This is a genomic window from Phyllobacterium sp. GQ127, assembly GCF_059758635.1.
Genome location: NZ_JCAXDZ010000002.1, coordinates 214,060 through 232,606 on the forward strand (window position 1 = coordinate 214,060; position 18,547 = coordinate 232,606).

Here is an 18,547-nt window from a genome sequence, read left to right on the forward strand (position 1 = left end):
GTCAGAGGTCACTTCTTCCACCAGATTGATTTAATATATGCACTGACAGTCGCGACCGAACCGGCACCGCTTTCATTCGTGACACGCTCCAAAACGTAGGTATTTGTGCTCAACGAATCTGCGCTGCAGCTCGGGTTCTCGCGGAAGAATGAGGATCCACTATCTACTTTGTTCGCGCAAAATTTCACGCCATGAGCGTGTCTCGGTCTGGATAGGCCCGCCATTCTTGCCCGTAAGCTCGCGGCGATTGGTGTACATATCCCCGCATTCTTTCGCTGCCTGTTCGAGTAGTGTAGCCGTGAGCGTAATATTTCCTTGTGCTTCTGTTTTTTCGCACATCCGCTGAAGAGCGCGTAGGCGCATAGCTTTATGCGCAATGGCAATCTTGGTGCTGTCTTCGAGGAATGCTTTTCGGGTCGCTTCAAACAAAATGCGCCATCTATCAGAAACAGCACGTCCAGCTAGTTTGTGGGGATCGTAGTTTTCAACCAACTGCCGACTGATCGTGATGCCGAAACGTTTTTTTACTGCGTCAGCTACAACGGTGGGAGCGTCGAAGCACGCTAGAGCCTGGACAATAAATGATTTCACCTCATCTGAAAGCTTACCCTTTGCCATTGGTCAGTGCCTATCGTTTCCACGCGTCGGCATCGCGGCTGAGCATTTGCTGATAGGCGCGGTCGCTGTCGGATAGAGTGGCGACCTCTCGTCCATCTTTGGTGAATTGCGGCACTGGAGCGCTTTGCCGGTTGTCGTTTACCGGTGTGCTACCCTGCCAAGCAGTTGCCTGCTTGTGGCACATATGGTCGTAAGCTGCCTGTCGGCGTGCCTCGGCGCGCTCTGCATCTGGGATTGTCGTCATCGGCTTCTCACTTCTATTTGCGCTATCCGCCATCATCAAAGAAACTCGGACAGTTTTGTTTGTGACAGCATCACCCGTTGTCAGTGAGCCGCATGTGCATTTGCCGTAAGCCTTGCAGGTCCCATCGCAGACGCTCATGGCAGTTCCTTTCGAATATGATGGGGGAGGCTGGCATCCCTACCGTCGCCTCCCCGTTCCGAAGCGTGACGTCCCATAAACATCAAAGCTTCGAAGCCTGAGGCCACACGTAACCCCCGTGTGCCCCGTTTCTCTTGAATGAAGGCAGCCGTACTGACTGCAGGAGTTTGGGGAGCGAGACGTCTACACTGACTTCCCAATTTGCTGGAGCACCGCGGGCGATTCCCTCGGCGCTTCGAAGGATAGGACCCGCTCCAAGCTTATTCACGGCCAGAAGACGTGCGTTATTTGCTTCAAGCTTGGAGAGAAGACTGACAAGCTCCAGAACTATCTCTGGATAGAGTTGGGATATTTCCTCAACAAGCTCATCCCGCTCGATACGGGCAAGCTCGTATTCTTTTTTGGCGGCCACTAACGCTTCACGCTGTTTGGCTTCTGCCAATAAACCGCCGAGCCTCTCAGCTGCGTTGTCGAGCCGTTCGCTGGTGAACGTTGTGTCCTCCATGTCACGGCGGGCTTTCGCAACGTCTTCTGGTCGCGTCGCAGGATCCAGCGCCAAAGCCTTTGCCTGCGCGTTTGTGTCCCGTGCAGCACGTGCCACGCGATCCGCTTCATCCAATAGAGCTTGGATTTCTGTGGATGGTAGTTGGACTGCGAATGCATCAGCGATGCGATGATCGAGCGATTGTTTCATGGATACTTTCCTGATTGTCGTTGTGTGCAGCCATGTCGCCGGGTTCGAATACCCCTGTGAAGGTCGCGCCCCGATTAGCTAGCTTTTCGGCCGTGGCTTGGATGCAGAACTCATTGATAGAAATGCCAGCACGAGCGGCGGCATCGAATAAAGCAGAACGGAATCCCCGAGTGACCCGTCCACCGGACAGCATGACGTTGCAGATTGCATCTGCGTCCGATGCTGAATTGGTAGCGATAATCGTCATTGTCGATAGCTTCCTGACTGAATTTTCGAATGTCAGGATGCCTGCAATTGTGACCAAAATCGACTGGACGTATGTGGACATGTTGACCGCTTATCAGGCGGGAACCCCAATGAAATCGAGGTAAAGCATTACGCTGGGTTCATTACGCCTTCCGGTGCGTAACAGCTCCAGCGCTTCCCAGTCTCCCTGCAGGACCATTTCCAGCGCGATTCTTGATATTTCGACTGGAGCTTGCGGGCTAGACTGACGACCAATGCCATAGGCCTTAACCCAGCGCCGAATGGTTTTGATATTCTTTCGGCTGTAATGCGCGGCAAACTTGAGGTCGCAGATATCATCCGGTCGCATCAATACCGGCCGGGGTGAACCCGAAAATGTCAAGGCTGGATCAAGGTTGACAGCGGCAGAAGTGCCGTCGTTGCGGGTTTTTTTCATTATCTCTTGGATTGACGACCGTTTAGCGTATCGCACCGCTGCCATAGTTGTTTGTTCCCTCTCACATAGCCTTTCTCAAAGCCCAACGACGTTGAAATGATCGAAAGCGTTGAAATCCTAGCGCACGCAAGAAGTTCGGTTTCTGTCTCTGTTTCTGTCTCTGTATGACAACACCCTATTTCGCCGGGAACTTCTGGTGTGGACACGGTGTCTGGACGGTGTGGGCATGGTGTGGTCACCGTGAATTCCTGTTTAAGAACTTTGTCTCTGCCAATCGGCTTAATCCCAAGACATTCTCTAGATTTTTCTCAGCCGCGGCGCGCTCTTGTTCGGCTAACTTCTTCGCTTTTTTCGCCTCAAGAGCTTCAAGGCGTTTCTGATTGGCTGCTTCCAATCTCTCCGTAGCGATCTGTCTTAACATTGGAGAATCGATGAACTCCAACTGCCGACAAGTGCCTGTCATATGGTCGTTGTTCATGGGAGGATTATGCTTAAACCAAAGGTCTACGAGTACCTCATTGGTCAATTCATCAAAGACGATCATTCCGGCCTGGATGAGCTCCGTACGGGCCGCTAAATATTCATCCAGCGATAACCCTAGATCCGCACAGGCGTATGCATCGGGGAGCAGGTAGCAACCGGAGCTGTTAACGTGCTTACTGGTCAACATGTAAAGGAACGTAAATCTGACTGTGATTGAGGAAAGCCCAAGGAAGCGCCTCGAATCCCATACGAAGGGGCTTACTTTGGAAAAATCCCTGGCACTCACCCAATCACCCTCCGGTTTGTCCGGAATTTCTGCGCCAAAGCGAGTGCCTCACAGCCTTGTAGTGCTGTAAGGCCGAAGCGCTCGCGTATAACTGGCAGGGCTGGGTGAAGGGTTAGAAGCTGCTCGCTGAGCCACATAGCAGCCTGTTTCACAGCGTCAGATTGTTCATGGTCAAGGCCGGTCATGGTCGGCGCTCGCTATCCAAACGATCCAGGCGATGTTCTCCACATTAGTTGCGGAAGACGCTGAGCCTGTGATATGCTTTGCCAAGTTCATTTTCTTTTCCTTCGCGGGGATTGAAGTGATCAATGGCGCGGGGGAGATTGCCGTCTCTTCCGTGCTTTTGCGTTTCTGGCTCATGCTGCACTCTCCATGAAAAACCGGATAAGAGCGCCTCTCTCAACCACCCATCGATTGCCGATCTGCTTTGCTGGAATTTTGCCGGTGGAAAGCATGTAGTGCGTCTGACGCACCGTCCGGCCAATGATCTTTGAGATCGCTTCCAGCCCCCAGACCAGTTCAAGTTCCTCGTTTTTGCTATTCATTGTAAAACCTCGTTAGCTACGCTGTGCGATTCGCCTTGTGCGTGTGCCATTGGTGTGGCATGAATTGTGTGTCATAGGTGTGGCATGGCTGTCAACGAGAAAGTGTGTCATAGGTGTGGCATGGCTAGAGAAGATTTACATTTCCGGCTCCGGATTCCGGAGGACCTCAAAAATCGCGTTGAGAAATCGGCAACGGACAACCATAGGAGTATGACTGCCGAGATAGTCGCGCGGCTCCAACGTTCGTTCGATGTGGATGATTTTGTTCCACCTGACGACGACATAACTAATATCGCGATCAAACAGTCGGAAAAAATCGTCAAATCAATGCGGGAGCAGAATTCCATTATGAAAGCTGTCCTTGAGCAGAACCGTGGTTTGTCGGAACTGGTTAAGGCAATTGCATCGACCGACGGCAAGATTAGTGATCAAGGTATGAAATCGCTACGGACTCTAATCGCAACCCAAGGAAAAGGCGACATTCTGGCAGCTGACGAACACGAAGAATAAAAATGTCGATCCGCAAGCGCACATGGACAAATGCCAAGGGTGAAGAAAAAACCGCTTGGGTGGTCGATTATGCCGATACCAAAGGTATTCGCCGACTGAAAACCTTTAAACTGAAAAAGGATGCTGACCAGTTCGCGGCTACTGCGACTGTCGAGGTGAGGCAGGGTGTTCATGTTGCCGATAGTGCCACAGTGACGATAAGGGAGGCTGGGAAGCTATGGCTTGCCAGTTGTGACAATGCCGGGCTGGAGCGATCGACGGTCGATCAATACACGCAGCACCTCAACCTTCACATCGAGCCAACAATCGGAGCCATAAAGCTCTCGAAGATCACAGTGCCAGCCGTCCGAGATTTTCAAGAGAAGTTACGAGAGAACGGCCGATCTGCAGCTATGGTCAAGCGCGTGACTGTCAGCCTCGGCAGCATCCTTTCCGACGCACAGGAGCGTGGGCTCGTTGTACGCAATGCGGTGCATGAAATGACCAGGCGCCGCGGCAACAGCGCAGGCAAGGCAGAGAAACGACAGAAAGCCCGTTTGCGCTATGGCGTGGATATCCCGACCATGGAAGAGATCAGGTCGGTTCTCGTTGCTGCTGAGGGCCGATACAGGCCTTTTTTGATTACAGCAACATTCACCGGTTTGCGGGCATCAGAATTGCGTGGGCTGACGTGGGATGATGTCGATCTGGATAAGGCGAAGCTTAATGTCCGGCAGCGGGCTGACAAGTATCACGTAATCGGTATGCCAAAATCGGACGCTGGACAGAGAACCATTCCATTAACGCCCATGGTCATCAACGCCCTGAAAGAATGGAAGTTGGCTTGCCCGAAAGGTGATTTGAACCTTGTCTTTCCAAACGGGGAGGGAAATGTCGAATGGCACCAGAACATTATCAAGCGCGGCCTGCATCCAACAATGATCAAGGCCGGCGTGGTGGTTGATACCGGGAAGAAAGATGATACTGGCAATCCCATTGTGAAAGCTAAATACACCGGCCTTCACGCCTTGCGGCACTGGTTTGCGTCATGGTGCATCAACAGCAAGACAGACGGCGGTCTAGAATTATCACCGAAGGCTGTGCAAGCGCGTGTGGGGCATTCGTCTATTCAGGTGACCTTTGACACCTACGGGCACTTGTTTCCGTCGGTAGATGAAGGGCAAGCTTTGGCTGACGCTGAGAACCGACTTATGACAGCCAGCGCAACATAGACGCGACATGACATAAAAAAGTATAATTAAAACAACGTGTAAAGAAACACTCTGACTCCGTTAGTCCTGGTTCGAATCCAGGTTCCCCAGCCAAATATCAATCCCCGATTATGCAAATTCTCCCGCCCGCTACCGTGACAACCACGCTGGTCACTGCTTGCGCGCCACGATATAGGGCCGATTGTCATTTCCCTTGGTTGCGTGGTTCTCCGAGGCAAGAATGCTAAAGCCAGCGGCGCTGATGATCTGGCTAAGCTCCGCAGCCCGGAAGACACCGGCGTAGGGCGCAAGCCCGACCGCTCGCATAAGCGGCAAGACCAGCCGAATGAGTGGGTTCATCTCGCCGACGCAGGGCGTCTTGGAGATAAACAGCCCGCCAGGCGCGAGCAAGGCATGGATATGGCGCAGCGTGCCGGGCAGATCGCGGACCAGATGGAGATAATTAAAACCGAGAACGGCGTTGTATGGGCCATCGCTGAGCGCCAATCCTTCGGCTGTGGTGACGCGGAAGGAAAGCCCTGCAATGGGATCTGCTGCCCGCTTGCCTTCGGCAATCGCGATCATCTCGCTGGAAATATCTGTCGCGAGATAGGCTTGTACATTGCCCGCAAGCCGCAGCGCCGTCGTGCCTGTGCCACAGCCGAGCTCCAATACTCTGTCGTCCGGCTGTAACAGAGCGCGGTTCCGGTCCAGCGTTTGCTCATATCCGGCCTGATCTGCGATTTTGCCCGCCGCATATTTCCGTGAAGATCGGTCCCAGAAACGGGCGTCACTCGCAGTGTTCATAATGGCGCTCTTTGTTTGTTTGAGTGGCAGGTGGACTGGCCAAGTCGAGGGAGACTGGCACCAATGCAACCCTTGTCAATAGTCTTTGCAAATGGCACGTTGAGGTTGTGTGATTCACGCTTGCAAAAGGAAGCTATATTTTGGCCCACAAGTTCGAAATTTATAAAGACAAAGCTGGCGAGTTTCGCGTTCGCTTTAAATATAACAGCGAAGTCATGTTCTCGACCGAGGGTTATACATCCAAGTCCAGCGCGCAAAACGCCATTGATTCAATCAAGAAAAATGGTCCAAGCGCTCCTGTCGAAGACATAAGCTAAGCCTATATTATATGGCGCCGGGCAGGCGCATAGACTGCGCCTGCCCGGCCAATTTTTTGCCCGCATTGCTACTGCGACGGCACGTTTGGTTTAAGTCTGTGCTTAACAGGACAGCTAAGCTTTATCGGATCGCAAATAGAGAGCGACGACACCTACACCTCTGCTTTGCGATAGACTGTGATGACAAGCCAGATTGCCGCAAGCAGGAAATAGAACGCGCCAAAGGCTGCATAGGGAACGATTTCCAGAATCGTCGGCACCACAGTGCCGATGGATTGGCTGATCATGAAGCCACCGGCAAGGGCCGATTGTGCGCCGCTCAGGATCATCGGCCATTGCGCGCCATAAGAACGCCAGCGCCTCAGACCCGTATTTAACTGCAACAAACCTGAAAAGATCGCCCAAACGCCGAACACGGCCAGAACCGCATACATGCTGTTGCTGACAGCAAGGATAACGGCGATGGTTGTTATCGTGCTGACCACGACATTGAACCCTTGAGACGGATTGGCTTTCAAGCCGCCAGTGACACGGGCATCAACCAGATTGGCGAGCGCATCCCATGCCGGATAGATGACGAGCAGAAGCACGACGAAAGAGGATTGCGCGTTGAAAAGAATGGCGGCGGTAACCCACGCGACAGAGAAGATGGCGCGTGTAAAATAATAGTTTCGCAGCCAGTTGGACGGGGTTGAAGGTTGAGTTTGCATGGGCGTTTTTCCTGTTTAAAATCTACCTACTAGTAGGAAGGTTAAAATCGTGAGTCAACCCTGTTTGTGAACACCTCATTGTGAAAGGGGCGGCGGCGCATGGTCTTGACATCCAGCCTACCAGAAGGTAGGCGAGCTTATGAAATCAATGGCTTCCACTTCAGAAAAGATTCTCGACGTCGCGCAGTCTCTCATTGTCGCGGGTGGCTATAACGGATTCAGCTATGCCGATATTTCGGCTGCAATAGGCATCCGAAAGGCGAGTATCCACCATCACTTTCCGACAAAGGCCGAACTGGTCGCCGTGCTGGTGGACCGTTACCGGGGGCAGGCTGAGGCGGGTTTGAGCTCGCTGCGAAGCCAGGTTGCTAGCCCTGACGAACAGTTACAGGCCTATTTGCGTTACTGGGACACATGCATCCGCGATGCCTCGCAGCCCTTTTGCGTCTGCGCGATGCTGGCTGGTGAGATGCAAATGCTGCCCGATGAGGTCGCCTCGCGCGTGCGCGCCCATTTCCAAAGCCTCGCAACATGGCTTGCGGCGGTGCTGAGCGCAGGAGCGGAGCAGGGTCTGTTCCGGTTGAACAGGTCCCCGGAAGAGGAGGCCCAAATGCTGATGGCTTCGGTTCATGGGGCTATGCTCTCTGCAAGGGCTTTTGACGATCCCGGATTGTTCATCGCAATCATCAGCAGCCAGATTGCCAAACTGACGAAGTAATCAGCGGAAGAGCATTAACGCTAGGCTTGCCTTTACCACAGCCATGGGTGCTCAGACGGCCTCAGAGCTTGTCAGAGGCTTGTGTGCTACCTGTTTTGGGGCATGTAACCCCTGCATGACCCGTTTAAGTACTCTGACAGTCTCTTAAGCGGGCGGGGCAAGGCGGTTTGGGTTTTGTGATGCAGGTTCGGAGTTGCTCAGAGGATCAAGCATGAGCAATGCCGGGTTGCCGTCAACAAGTGGGATATGTCTGACGATATGCAGCTGATTTCCCGCATCGCGGTGGACTGAATAAATCAGTTCACCCTTTGAGGTATGATTCATCTGTTTGTTTGCCATGCTGAAGCGCATCACAATCGCTATAAGGCCAAGCAGAAAACCGGGCGGGATGAGCAGCCATAAGGCCTTGATCCAGTCGGGTGACGATTGAAAGGTATCAAGAAAATCAGCCCAGAAATTGTAATTATCCATCTATCTAAACATCCATTGGCTAGATGAGTAGTATCCTAAAATGGGATAATCCGAAAGTGGGATTATTCCAAATGCCTCATGATCCGATTGAGGCATATGATGAAATCGCTACATTCTGATGGCTATACAGAACTGGTCTTGTTGCTCAAGGGCATTCGGCTAGACAACAGACTTACACAAAAGTTCGTTGCTGAAAGGCTTGGAAAGCCACAATCATATATTGCGAAAGTGGAAGGGAGCGAACGACGAATAGATATTGCGGAATTCATCGCTTATACGCGCGCTTTAGGTGTAGACCCAATTGAAGCTTTCAAAGAGTATGTAAATCGTGTTAAATAACCGGCTGGTGCCGCTTCCCGGAATCGAACCGAGGACCCCATCATTACGAATGATGTGCTCTACCAACTGAGCTAAAGCGGCGGGAACGCTGGTTTCCCTGATCCAAAGCGGCCAAACTTGATTGGCCGTGGATGACGCGCCTGATATCGTCATTGTGGCTGAATTGCAAGCCTTGCCATGCCAGCTTTGACGCAAATACCCACAATCCCTTTATGCGTGAACAAGCGGCAAGCCCTCTCGTCAGTGCACTCTAGCGCTTGCTCAGCACGATCACGGCATAGCGGCAGGGCGCATTCGTCTCATTGGCGAACACGCAGTCGCTGGGGGTGCCAAGCTCAAGGCAATCGCCTTCTTGCAAGGTGTGGGTCGTCTCCCCCTCGATGAAGGTCAGTGTCCCGCCAAGAACCCAGATCAACTGGCGCAGGAAAATATAGGCCGAGGCAGGCAGCGGCACACGCGTCTGTGGCGGCAGGTCGATATGAACCACGTCCATGGGAAGGTCCGAGACGGGCGAGACATGGCGCCGAGTATAGCCGCTTTCCGGGTCGGTCCATATGGGTTGGTCACCACGACGCAGCAAACGCCCCGCCTGCATTTCCGCTCGCGCCATCAATGTTGACATGCTCAAGCCAAAGGCGCCGGAAAACCGCGCCATCAGCATGGCTGTCGGGCTGCTCTGGCCGCGTTCCACCTTATTGATCATGGCGCGGGAGACGCCGGATTTTTGTGCAAGTTCTGTCAGAGACCAGCCGCGTGCTTCCCGCTCTATGCGGATGCGGAAGCCAATTTTTTGATCGACATTATCTATTTTATGAGACATATTAAAATTATAGTAGACAAATATTAAAGGTGCAAGTTGTGATTGTGCGTGCGGCTGTGGAATCGGATCTCCCAATTATCCTGGAAATATACAATGATGCTGTGCTCAACACGACGGCGATCTGGAATGAGACGCTGGTTGATCTCGATAATCGCAAGGCTTGGCTTCTCGACCGGCAGTCAAAGGGTTTCCCCGTGCTTGTCAGTGTCAATAATGAGGGGCAAGTCACCGGCTATGCATCGTTTGGCGATTGGCGAGCCTTTGAGGGCTATCGCCACACGGTGGAACATTCGGTCTATGTCCATAAGACTGCGCGTGGCGGTGGTATCGGCAAGATGCTCATGCTGGCGTTGATTGAAAAAGCGCGCGAGCTGGGCAAGCACGTAATGGTTGCCGGTATTGAATCCGGCAACGAAGCTTCCATCCGCCTGCATGAAAAACTTGGCTTTCAGGTGGTCGGCCATCTGCCGGAAGTAGGAACCAAATTCGGCAAATGGCTTGATCTGACATTTATGCAGATTGTCTTGGACAAGGCCGAAGCGCGTTAGGCGGCGCAGAGCGCTGCCTTAGCTTCCTTATATTCCCGCTCAAGCTGCGCGACGAGTTCGCCTGCCGGAACAATCTGTTTGATTGCGCCGATGCCTTGGCCGCAGCCCCATATGTCTTTCCAGGCTTTTGCGCCGGTGGTCGCCGCTTCGAAATCCATCTTGGAAGGGTCGGCTTCGGGCAAATGATCCGGGTCCATGCCCGATTTGGCGATGGATGGTTTCAGATAATTGCCGTGAATGCCGGTGAAATAGTTGGAATAGACAATATCGGAAGAGGCGCTATCGACAATCATCTGTTTGTAGTCGTCAACAGCGCGCGCTTCTTCAGTGGCGATGAAGGAGGAGCCGATATAGGCAAGGTCTGCGCCCATGGCCTGCGCGGCCAGCACGGCCTTGCCTGTGGCTATAGCGCCGGAAAGCAGCAGCGGGCCGTCAAACCATTCGCGGATTTCCTGTACAAGCGCGAAGGGGGAGAGCGGGCCCGCATGGCCGCCTGCACCGGCAGCAACGGCAATCAGCCCATCGGCGCCCTTGCGGATGGCGGAGTTTGCGTGGCGGTTGTTGATGATGTCATGCAGGACAATGCCGCCATAGGAATGGATCGCGTCATTTACCTCGGGAACTGCGCCCAGCGACGAGATGACAATCGGCACCTTGTATTTCACGCACATGGTCAGGTCATGTTCTAGCCGCTTATTGGAGCGGTGGACGATTTGATTGACCGCAAAAGGCGCGGCGAGGCTGTCCGGGTTCTTCTCGTCATGGTCGCGCAGAGCCTCGGTGATTTCCGCCAGCCATTCATCAAGCTGAGCTTCCGGCCTTGCGTTGAGCGCGGGGAAGGAGCCGACAATGCCAGCCTTGCACTGCGCAATGACCAAAGCCGGATGGGAAATGATGAATAAGGGCGCTCCGACAACCGGAATCCGCAGGTTTTTCTTCAGAATTTCCGGCAATGCCATGACTACCTCCCAGATATGACAAATTTTGACGTTTGCGTAAACGTAAGCCTTTTTATCATGCCTTTGATTTTGAGCAAGCAAAAGCTATGTGGACCAAAAATGATCTCATCAAAAAGTATGATGCGGCCATGATTGCGCCGCCTCTGTCTTGAATAAGCAGTCAGATAGGTTATGGCTAGCCTCTGATTCTTTTAAGGGATAATCGTCGGTTTGGAAGCGATCGAACAAGCAATCCGCAATGCATTGGCCAAGGCTGATGCCAAGAACCCTGCAATACGGCAGAAGGTTTACGAGTCGGCCTGGGGCGCGCATGAGCGTTCGCTGGCGGCCAATGGGGCGCTTGACGACGCGCAGCGCGAGGAACGGCGCGAGCGCCTGAAGCTCGCCATTACCAAGATCGAAAATGAAGCGCAGGCTGCGCGCCCGGTAGTTAATGCTGCGCCAGCGCCGGTTGTCGAGCCGCGTGAGCCAAGCTTTTCCGCAGCGCCTGCGGCCCCTCGTGGCCGTGATGCACGTATCGAGCCGACCATCGGCAACGCACCAGCCCCAGAGCTCGGTGCCCCGGAACTGGCCACAGACAGGCCTTTTACTGCCGGCAATGAACGCCCGGACTATGTGAAGAAAGATCGTTACCGGCGCGAGAAAAAGCAGCGCCAGGAGAGCAAGAAGGCTACAGGCTTGACAAAGCTTTTGATTGTTCTTGCCCTGTTTGTCGTCGCGATCGTTGTATTGTGGATGGTGGCGACGGGCATAATCAATTCGAAGCCTTCCAGCGTCCCGGCCAGCACGGGCAATCCCGCAGCCAGCGGCAGCCACGAACCTTTGAAAGAAGGGCAATTGCCCAGCGAAGGTACGTGGATTGGCATTTTCGAACCTTCGGATACAACACAGGTTTCCGTTTCGGGGCGGGCAACGGCAACCATTGATGGCGATCAGGTGCAGAAATATCTGCGTATAAAATCGCCGGGCGAAGCAGATGAGATCAGCTTCCAGATCGGTGAGGGCGTATTGCAGCAACTGGCGGGCAAGACCGCGCTGTTTGATATCGTGGCAAGGACGCCGGATGGCACCGCGACGCAAATGGCGGTCAGTTGCAACTTCGGCAATCTTGGCGAATGTGGCCGCAAGCGCTACGATGTTTCCGACGCCAGCAAGGAATATCTTGTGCAGGTTGATTTTCCCGCCAACAAGAAACCGTCGGGTAATGGCGTTATCAGGATCAATTCGGATATTTCCCAAACCGGCAAGGTTGTCGATATTATCGCCATCCGCGTGCAGATCACGAACTGACAATAGTGGCGCGTGCGTTCCACTCATCTGGTGATCTGATAGCCGACCGCCGCGCTTCCTATGCCGATATGCTGTTCGACAGCGGCGATCATGCCGCTGCTGCCGATCTTATGGCGCAGGCGCTGGAACTTGTTCCGGATTGGACTGCAGGGCGGTTTCGCCTCGGTGAAATGTGGGAAGCCGCCGGGCAGCATGAATCAGCTGCTGCGGCTTGGCGCAAGGTGCTGGAATGCGATCCGGAAGATCGCTTTGGTGCAGGCCTGAAGCTTGCCGCGACCGGTTATGCGCAAGTGCCTGCAACGCCGCCTTTGGCCTATGTCGAAACTCTTTTTGACGCCTATGCGCCGACTTTTGAAAGCGCCTTGCTAGACAAACTCGACTATCGCGTTCCAGAGCTTTTGGCACAAGCCATTGAAGTGCATGGCGGTGCACGCAGATATCATCGGGCGCTTGATCTGGGCTGCGGCACGGGTTTGATGGGTCCATATGTGCGACCGGTCGCTGACCGTCTGGACGGAATGGACTTGTCGGAAGCCATGTTACAAAAGGCTGCCGAAAAGCAAATCTATGATGATCTACGCAAGAGCGATGTCAACGAATTCGAGGTGGAACCCGGTAGCCTCGATCTAGTGATTGCCGCCGATGTTTTCGTATATGTGGGCGATCTTGAGCGCGCCTTTGCAACGATCGCAAAGTCACTGGCGGTGGATGGACTCTTTGTCTTTTCGGTCGAAAATCAAGAGGGCAGCGATGAGCCGATCCTGCAACCTTCGCTACGCTATACCCACTCGCAATCCTATATAGAGCGGCTTTTGTCGGCGCAGGGCATGGCTTTGGTCTCGCTTGCCAGAGAAACCATTCGGCTTGATCGCGGCGAACCTCTGCAAGGGCTGATTATTGTTGCAAGACTGCGGGATTGAGGATCAATCCTTACGGAAAATCAGGCGGCCAGCCCAGCCGGTAACCACGGCCAGCAACACGGCGAAAATACCGTAAAGCAAGCTATATTGGTTCGCTGCACGATAAATGCGGAACTCAAGCCCAGCCTTTACAATATTGAGACTGGTGGCATTTTCGCGCAAGAACTCACCATTGCGGAAGAGAAAAGCCCGCGCCACATGCTTGCCAACAGGAACATTGGCAGGCAGGGATAGCGTCGCGCGGAAAAGAGTCGCCGACAAAAACTGAACATCGCCGGGACGCTGGTTATACAGCCTTTGCTTAAGCTTGAGGCGCGGCAATTCGGTCGTGAATTCCTTGAGTGATTCACTGGAGCTGAAACCGTCCGGCATCGGTTCATAGTACATATTGTTCACGCCAAGCCCAAGCTGGGTGAAGATTTTCGGCGTCGCGATGTCCTGTAGATTTCGCGTGGAGGCAAGGGAATAGGATGCTGGAATGTGCTGGAACGAGGCAGATTCGGCATTGACCCAAATACCCAGATAGCGGTCCTTGCGGCGGACAACAAAACTGCGTTCCGGTCCTTCTAGAACCACGACAATATCGTAGCGCCCCTGCCGTTGAATGAGCGGGTCGGCATTATCCAAGGCCCCGAATACGATCAGGTCAGTGCCGCGAAAGCCCGAGGTGATGGCAATCGTATCGGTCGAAAGGCCAATCTCCACCGTTTCCGTATTTGCTGGGCGCTGCTGGGCCAGGGCAGGTTGCCCGGCAAGAAACGCGGCAAGCAGGAAGAATGAATACTGGGCCAGCCTCATAAGCCGCCCCCGGTTACAACTGCAAGGCTGATCGAATAAAGATCATCAGGAGTGACAAAAAGCTCGATAGCAAGACGCAGGCCAACAGCGAGAACCAGCATAGCCAGCAAGGCGCGCAGTTGCTCGCCGCGCAATTTCTGGCCGATACGCGCTCCATATTGCGCGCCGATGACACCGCCGGACATCAACAGAAACGCAAGCACAATATCGACTGACTGGTTGGTGGTTGCCTGCATGATTGTTGCAAAGGCGGTAACGAAGACGATTTGATAGAGCGACGTGCCGATAACGACATTGGTTGGCATTTTAAGCAGATAGATCATGGCTGGAACCATGATGAAGCCACCACCCACACCCATAATTGACGACAGGAAGCCGATTGCTGCGCCCAATACCAGAATGGGAATAATGCTCACATAGATCTTTGAGGCACGAAACCGCATTTTGAATGGAAGCCGGTGCACCCAATTGTGCTGCCCCGGTTTTTTCAACGTTGCCAATTGTCCTGCTCGGGTTCGTCGCATGGCCTGGACGCTTTCAAAAAGCATCAGACCACCGATTGTTGACAGGAAGACCACGTAAAGCAGGGAAACTATCAGATCCAGCTGACCAAGTTCGCGCAAGAGAACGAAAACATAAATGCCTACGCCAGCACCAACAATGCCGCCTATAACCAGCAATGACCCAAGTTTGACGTCCAGCGTGCCGCGCTTGAAATGCGTAAGAGCGCCGCTGAAAGAAGAGGCGATGACCTGATTTGCACCCGTCGCAACGGCGACAGCAGGGGGAATATTGTAGAAAATCAGGAGCGGGGTGATGAGAAATCCCCCACCGACACCAAACATGCCAGACAGGAATCCCACAGCCGCTCCCATGCCGAACAGCACGAAGATATTGACCGAAATCTCGGCTATTGGCAGGTAAATACCCAAGTCTCTTCAAACCCCATTATGGTGCTCAAGCACCACGATGACAGCAATTCTTTAAGGTTTCTTGCTCGCTTGCGGGCTTTATTGGAGTTTAGACTGAGAGTTTGACTTTAATATAGGTTTAAACGCGAAACCCTTTGTCGCAATGGATTTTTTCGGGTCCTGAGGCAATTTTATCACGGCAAAGCGCTTGGAGCGTTCAGCCGTTTTTCTTCAACAGGTTTTGTACCAGATCCTTGTCGATATTGCCGGTCGGCTTCAGACCATTATCCTTCTGGAACGCCATGATCGCCTCGCGGGTTTTGGAGCCGATTCTCCCGTCAGAACCACCAGCATCATAGCCGTTCTTGTTCAAAATCAGCTGGATGTTGCGCACGGCCTTTTCCATGTCGAGCGAACCGGTCTTCACAGGCGTTTCGCGCCATTGTTCAGGAATATTCAGCGCATTGGCGTCGGCATCCATCGCCTTTGGCTTCCACAGGGCAAAGGCAGCCTTGGCACGGGCAAGCTGATCGGGAGTCATCGCGTGCGCAACATCCTCACGCTTGGAAGCAGCGTCGCTATCACCGGCTTGCGCCGCGATGGCGAACCATTTGTAGCTTTCTTCCAGATTTTGCTTCATGCCAACGCCCTTCGCCGAAAGTATGGCAAGGTTGAACTGGCTATCCTTGACGCCAAGCTCGGCAGCACGCGTGAACCAGCGTGCCGCCGCTTCATTGTCCGGTGCGCCATTTGTCCCGGCGGCCAACAGTACAGCGAGATTATGCATGGCGCTGGCGTTGCCTTGATTGGCGGCAAGTTCGTACCAGTGCTTGGCCTTCGCGGCATCGCGGTCTACGCCAAGCCCTTTTTCGTAGAAGTTGCCGATCCTGTATTGAGCAGGAGCAAAACCACGCTCTGCGGCCAGCCTGTACCACTCGGCGGCTTTGCCATAATCGCTCGCAAGGCCACGCCCATCCATGTAGCGGTCGCCAATTTCAAACAGCGCCTTGTTATCGCCCGAGACGACAGCTGTGTGAAGTTCATCCGGCAATCCATCGGTTGGGATGGCAGGGATCGCCACGGGTTCAGATGACTTCGGCGGCACGGATTGGGTCGTCATGCTGGTGTCGACCGCTTCATTGACGGTCGCCGGCATTTGTTGCTGCGCAGCAATAACGCTTTCCACGCTTACCGGCGCAGGTTGCACAGCGGCAAGTTCGCGTGCAGCTGCTATCGGAGCGGGCTTTTCCACGACCTTGGCTGGCTCGGCTTGGGCTGGCGCGGCTTTGGACGCTGTAGCTTGAGGTGCGACAGGATGGTCCAGAAAGGTTGCCTTCAACTGCAGTCCGGCAATAGCAATCATAATGGCGCCAATGGCCAAAAGAATAGGTTTGCGCTGCCTTGCGAGAAAACTCCGCTTGGGGTGATCCTCGCCAGCCAGTTCATCGGCCGTGGATGGTGAATTTTGCTGATTCTCCATTTCCGATGCCGCAGCCTGTGCTGCGCGGCGTGCGGCGGCAATGAAGTCCGCCTTGCCGTTGCCGGATCCAGCCAGTTGCATCTCGCGCCGATCTTCACGCACACGCTTGAGAATGGAATTCAGATCAGGCATGCCGGAACCCGGCTCAAGCGGACGATTAAGCAGGCTTGGATCGATATCCAGCTTCAAATCGGGTTCATCGCGCCCCATGTCGATTTCTGGGTCTTGTGCCGGAGCTTGTTTGCTACGGCTCTTCAGACCGCGGGTCAGACCTCCAAATATCGATGCCTTTGCATTCGGCTCAGGGTCAGCCATCTCGCTATTGTAAGCGGCTGCTGCTTCGGGAGACATTTCTTCGGACTTGGAGAACGTCGGAGTTGCAAAAGCAGGTTCGGTTATCGTCGGTTCATTTGTTACGGTATCCTGAACATGACGATAGACTGGAACAGGTCCGCTTTCCAAAGATGCCAGACGATCAACGATCTTCAACAGCGTGTCGTGGATCGCTTCAAATGTCTTTGTATTCCGGTCTTCCGACTTGCGGGCAAGACTTTCAAGAGTCTTCAGGTCGCCAGCAAGTTCGCGTGCAACCGCGCTATCATGGACATTCGTCACGCCAGAAATATTGCGTACAGCTTCAACGGCAGCATTACGCGCGGTTTCGACAATAAAATCCCGGTTGGCGGCGATTGATTCCTCAATTGCTTCCAGACGGGGAGGAATGGCGGCCATTTCAGCGTAGTGATCATTGGACTTGGCTAAATGCTCTGCAAGACCCGCAATCTGCAATTCGAGATTATGGATAGCGTCGGAAGTCTTATCATTTTGCGGAGCGCTTTCCCAAATGAAGCGGGCCATATCATCGAAGCGCGATTCAATACTGTCTGACAGTCGGATACCGCTATGCTCGCTCATCTGGTGGTGATCGTCGAGCCGCTGCGTAAGCTCTGCAAATCGCTGATCGATCGTGGCACTGAAGAGGGGATCAATCGCAGACTGCTGCGGCATGGCTTCGAGCTTTTCGATGACCTGCAGTACCCGATCTTCAAGATCGCGGAAATCCGAAATGCTGATGGCGGCAGGCGCATTCTGCAAATGACGCGCTACGGCGGCAAGATGTTCGGAAAGCGCATCAATGTTGATAGCGGGGCGCTTGGCCTGTTCGGCGAGATGGTCAACACGCTGTGCCAGTTCGCCCATGCGTTGCAGTATGACATCAGAAGTGCGATCTGGCGTTGTTGCTTGCACGCTGCTTGCCAATGATGCGATGCGCGCTTCCAGGCGTTCCAAAGCATCGGCTTCGGCAAAGCGTGCTGGCGTCTGGTGGGAGGTCGCAACGAGCGCCCGACTTATTTCGTCGAGGCGATCATCGATCTGCTGCATATAGCGGACTGGCATTGAAGCATTGTGTTGAGGTGCGTCATTGCGGCCAAGTTTGGCTACTGCCTGCTTCAATTCGTTAAGGTCGCCCCGCAGCATGGAAATCGCTGCCGGATCGTTGTCCAACTGCTTATTGTTAAAATGGTTGGCAGGTGCCGATGACTGCTGCAGCCGATTTAGCGTCGTATTGTGCAGGATCGAATTATTGGATGTTTCGGCATCGTCGCGCATTTCCGTACGCAACTGCTTTAATTGCGCGGCTATGGCAGAAAGGTCATGCTTGCCATTTTGCAGCGGGCTTGAAGGCGCAACCTCACGGCGGGATGGTGATGCCAATCCGGCGCGCGAAGCCAATGCAGCAAAGCGATCAGCAATATCACTGCCGTCCTGCTCGTTTTCCGGCGCTTTGGGCCGCATGGCATTGCGCAACTGGCTTTCGAGTGCTTCGAGCGTGCGATTGAGATTGTCCAGCGACGTGGCATCGCGGCGGGCGCGATTGACATTGACCTGTTCCATCAGTGACCTCTGGTTCGTCATGAACGTCTGCTGCTCAAATTAACTCGCCAGTTGCCTGGCAATTTATAGTGTGGATGCTCGAAGGAAAGCCGAGGCCGCGTTGCGCGTCGGGGCCAATCCGGAGAGCCGGGGCCCATGCCCCATGCGTTCCGACAAGCCGTGAAAAACAAATC

At 53.8% G+C, this 18,547-nt stretch carries 24 protein-coding genes and 1 tRNA gene; 8 read left to right on the plus strand and 17 right to left on the minus strand.

All coding sequences use genetic code 11. The features are described from left to right. Window positions 1–159: 159 nt before the first annotated feature. From AC6CHM_RS09295 to AC6CHM_RS09330, 8 genes are all read right to left on the minus strand, one after another. The gene (locus AC6CHM_RS09295; protein WP_498172826.1) at window positions 160–618 is read right to left on the minus strand and encodes a DUF2280 domain-containing protein; all 459 of its coding nucleotides are present in this window, start codon (window positions 616–618) and stop codon (window positions 160–162) included. A 10-nt stretch (window positions 619–628) separates the two neighbouring features. Continuing rightward, window positions 629–862, minus strand: a complete 234-nt coding sequence (locus AC6CHM_RS09300) for a hypothetical protein (protein ID WP_498172828.1) — start codon at window positions 860–862, stop codon at window positions 629–631. Window positions 863–1,082: 220 nt separating this feature from the next. Beyond that, window positions 1,083–1,694: a hypothetical protein gene (locus tag AC6CHM_RS09305; protein WP_498172829.1), complete on the minus strand. Its 612-nt coding sequence runs from the start codon at window positions 1,692–1,694 to the stop codon at window positions 1,083–1,085. Then, entirely contained in the window at window positions 1,663–2,022 is a 360-nt protein-coding gene (locus AC6CHM_RS09310) for a hypothetical protein (RefSeq protein WP_498172830.1), read from the minus strand. Before AC6CHM_RS09310 ends, AC6CHM_RS09305 begins: the two co-directional genes overlap by 32 nt. 12 nt (window positions 2,023–2,034) lie before the next feature. Next, on the minus strand, window positions 2,035–2,376 hold the full coding sequence (locus AC6CHM_RS09315; protein WP_498172833.1) for a hypothetical protein: 342 nt from the start codon (window positions 2,374–2,376) through the stop codon (window positions 2,035–2,037). A gap of 235 nt (window positions 2,377–2,611) precedes the next feature. After that, the gene (locus tag AC6CHM_RS09320; RefSeq protein ID WP_498172836.1) at window positions 2,612–3,046 is read right to left on the minus strand and encodes a hypothetical protein; all 435 of its coding nucleotides are present in this window, start codon (window positions 3,044–3,046) and stop codon (window positions 2,612–2,614) included. A 270-nt stretch (window positions 3,047–3,316) separates the two neighbouring features. Continuing rightward, on the minus strand, window positions 3,317–3,505 hold the full coding sequence (locus tag AC6CHM_RS09325; RefSeq protein WP_498172837.1) for a hypothetical protein: 189 nt from the start codon (window positions 3,503–3,505) through the stop codon (window positions 3,317–3,319). Then, window positions 3,502–3,690 carry a DNA-binding protein gene (locus AC6CHM_RS09330; RefSeq protein ID WP_498172839.1) on the minus strand — a complete coding sequence of 63 codons (189 nt, stop codon included), beginning with the start codon at window positions 3,688–3,690 and terminating at the stop codon, window positions 3,502–3,504. Before AC6CHM_RS09330 ends, AC6CHM_RS09325 begins: the two co-directional genes overlap by 4 nt. Window positions 3,691–3,810: 120 nt before the next feature. Here AC6CHM_RS09330 and AC6CHM_RS09335 point away from each other — a divergent pair, with 120 nt between their 5' ends. Beyond that, on the plus strand, window positions 3,811–4,200 hold the full coding sequence (locus AC6CHM_RS09335) for an Arc family DNA-binding protein (protein ID WP_498172843.1): 390 nt from the start codon (window positions 3,811–3,813) through the stop codon (window positions 4,198–4,200). Between the two features lie 2 nt (window positions 4,201–4,202). Next, window positions 4,203–5,411, plus strand: a complete 1,209-nt coding sequence (locus tag AC6CHM_RS09340) for a tyrosine-type recombinase/integrase (protein ID WP_498172845.1) — start codon at window positions 4,203–4,205, stop codon at window positions 5,409–5,411. A gap of 150 nt (window positions 5,412–5,561) precedes the next feature. Here AC6CHM_RS09340 and AC6CHM_RS09345 read toward each other — a convergent pair whose 3' ends face one another. Next, window positions 5,562–6,197, minus strand: a complete 636-nt coding sequence (locus tag AC6CHM_RS09345; RefSeq protein WP_498172847.1) for a class I SAM-dependent methyltransferase — start codon at window positions 6,195–6,197, stop codon at window positions 5,562–5,564. A gap of 140 nt (window positions 6,198–6,337) precedes the next feature. On the opposite strand from AC6CHM_RS09345, the gene AC6CHM_RS09350 reads away from it, so the two are divergent. After that, window positions 6,338–6,514 carry a YegP family protein gene (locus tag AC6CHM_RS09350; RefSeq protein WP_115051345.1) on the plus strand — a complete coding sequence of 59 codons (177 nt, stop codon included), beginning with the start codon at window positions 6,338–6,340 and terminating at the stop codon, window positions 6,512–6,514. 152 nt (window positions 6,515–6,666) lie between these two features. Here the strand turns inward: AC6CHM_RS09350 and AC6CHM_RS09355 are convergent, their stop codons facing one another. Next, window positions 6,667–7,224, minus strand: a complete 558-nt coding sequence (locus AC6CHM_RS09355) for a DUF308 domain-containing protein (RefSeq protein WP_498172850.1) — start codon at window positions 7,222–7,224, stop codon at window positions 6,667–6,669. 139 nt (window positions 7,225–7,363) lie between these two features. On the opposite strand from AC6CHM_RS09355, the gene AC6CHM_RS09360 reads away from it, so the two are divergent. After that, window positions 7,364–7,942 carry a TetR/AcrR family transcriptional regulator gene (locus AC6CHM_RS09360; RefSeq protein ID WP_498172852.1) on the plus strand — a complete coding sequence of 193 codons (579 nt, stop codon included), beginning with the start codon at window positions 7,364–7,366 and terminating at the stop codon, window positions 7,940–7,942. Between the two features lie 144 nt (window positions 7,943–8,086). On the opposite strand, the gene AC6CHM_RS09365 is transcribed toward AC6CHM_RS09360, so the two are convergent. Continuing rightward, window positions 8,087–8,413: a hypothetical protein gene (locus AC6CHM_RS09365; RefSeq protein ID WP_498172854.1), complete on the minus strand. Its 327-nt coding sequence runs from the start codon at window positions 8,411–8,413 to the stop codon at window positions 8,087–8,089. A 96-nt stretch (window positions 8,414–8,509) separates the two neighbouring features. Between AC6CHM_RS09365 and AC6CHM_RS09370 the strand changes: the two genes are divergently transcribed. Continuing rightward, entirely contained in the window at window positions 8,510–8,752 is a 243-nt protein-coding gene (locus tag AC6CHM_RS09370) for a helix-turn-helix domain-containing protein (RefSeq protein ID WP_440807282.1), read from the plus strand. Window positions 8,753–8,757: 5 nt separating this feature from the next. Here AC6CHM_RS09370 and AC6CHM_RS09375 read toward each other — a convergent pair. Continuing rightward, window positions 8,758–8,833, minus strand: a tRNA-Thr gene (locus AC6CHM_RS09375). Between the two features lie 169 nt (window positions 8,834–9,002). Beyond that, entirely contained in the window at window positions 9,003–9,572 is a 570-nt protein-coding gene (locus AC6CHM_RS09380; protein ID WP_498172856.1) for a helix-turn-helix domain-containing protein, read from the minus strand. Between the two features lie 38 nt (window positions 9,573–9,610). Here AC6CHM_RS09380 and AC6CHM_RS09385 point away from each other — a divergent pair, with 38 nt between their 5' ends. Then, complete coding sequence (locus AC6CHM_RS09385) at window positions 9,611–10,120, plus strand: GNAT family N-acetyltransferase (protein ID WP_498172858.1); 510 nt, start codon at window positions 9,611–9,613, stop codon at window positions 10,118–10,120. Here the strand turns inward: AC6CHM_RS09385 and AC6CHM_RS09390 are convergent. Beyond that, window positions 10,117–11,079 carry an NAD(P)H-dependent flavin oxidoreductase gene (locus tag AC6CHM_RS09390; protein ID WP_498172860.1) on the minus strand — a complete coding sequence of 321 codons (963 nt, stop codon included), beginning with the start codon at window positions 11,077–11,079 and terminating at the stop codon, window positions 10,117–10,119. The genes AC6CHM_RS09385 and AC6CHM_RS09390 overlap by 4 nt on opposite strands. A 210-nt stretch (window positions 11,080–11,289) precedes the next feature. On the opposite strand from AC6CHM_RS09390, the gene AC6CHM_RS09395 reads away from it, so the two are divergent. Beyond that, the gene (locus tag AC6CHM_RS09395; protein WP_336440633.1) at window positions 11,290–12,369 is read left to right on the plus strand and encodes a hypothetical protein; all 1,080 of its coding nucleotides are present in this window, start codon (window positions 11,290–11,292) and stop codon (window positions 12,367–12,369) included. A 5-nt stretch (window positions 12,370–12,374) separates the two neighbouring features. Beyond that, entirely contained in the window at window positions 12,375–13,289 is a 915-nt protein-coding gene (locus AC6CHM_RS09400) for a methyltransferase domain-containing protein (protein WP_498172864.1), read from the plus strand. A 3-nt stretch (window positions 13,290–13,292) separates the two neighbouring features. Here the strand turns inward: AC6CHM_RS09400 and AC6CHM_RS09405 are convergent, their stop codons facing one another. The 3 genes from AC6CHM_RS09405 to AC6CHM_RS09415 all read right to left on the minus strand — a co-directional run bounded on the left by AC6CHM_RS09405 (window position 13,293) and on the right by AC6CHM_RS09415 (window position 18,395). Beyond that, window positions 13,293–14,087 (minus strand): TIGR02186 family protein, encoded by a 795-nt coding sequence (locus AC6CHM_RS09405; protein ID WP_115051336.1) that lies wholly within the window; start codon window positions 14,085–14,087, stop codon window positions 13,293–13,295. After that, complete coding sequence (locus AC6CHM_RS09410) at window positions 14,084–14,962, minus strand: sulfite exporter TauE/SafE family protein (RefSeq protein ID WP_498173295.1); 879 nt, start codon at window positions 14,960–14,962, stop codon at window positions 14,084–14,086. Before AC6CHM_RS09410 ends, AC6CHM_RS09405 begins: the two co-directional genes overlap by 4 nt. 253 nt (window positions 14,963–15,215) lie before the next feature. Next, entirely contained in the window at window positions 15,216–18,395 is a 3,180-nt protein-coding gene (locus tag AC6CHM_RS09415; protein WP_498172866.1) for a peptidoglycan-binding protein, read from the minus strand. Between the last annotated feature and the right edge of the window lie 152 nt (window positions 18,396–18,547).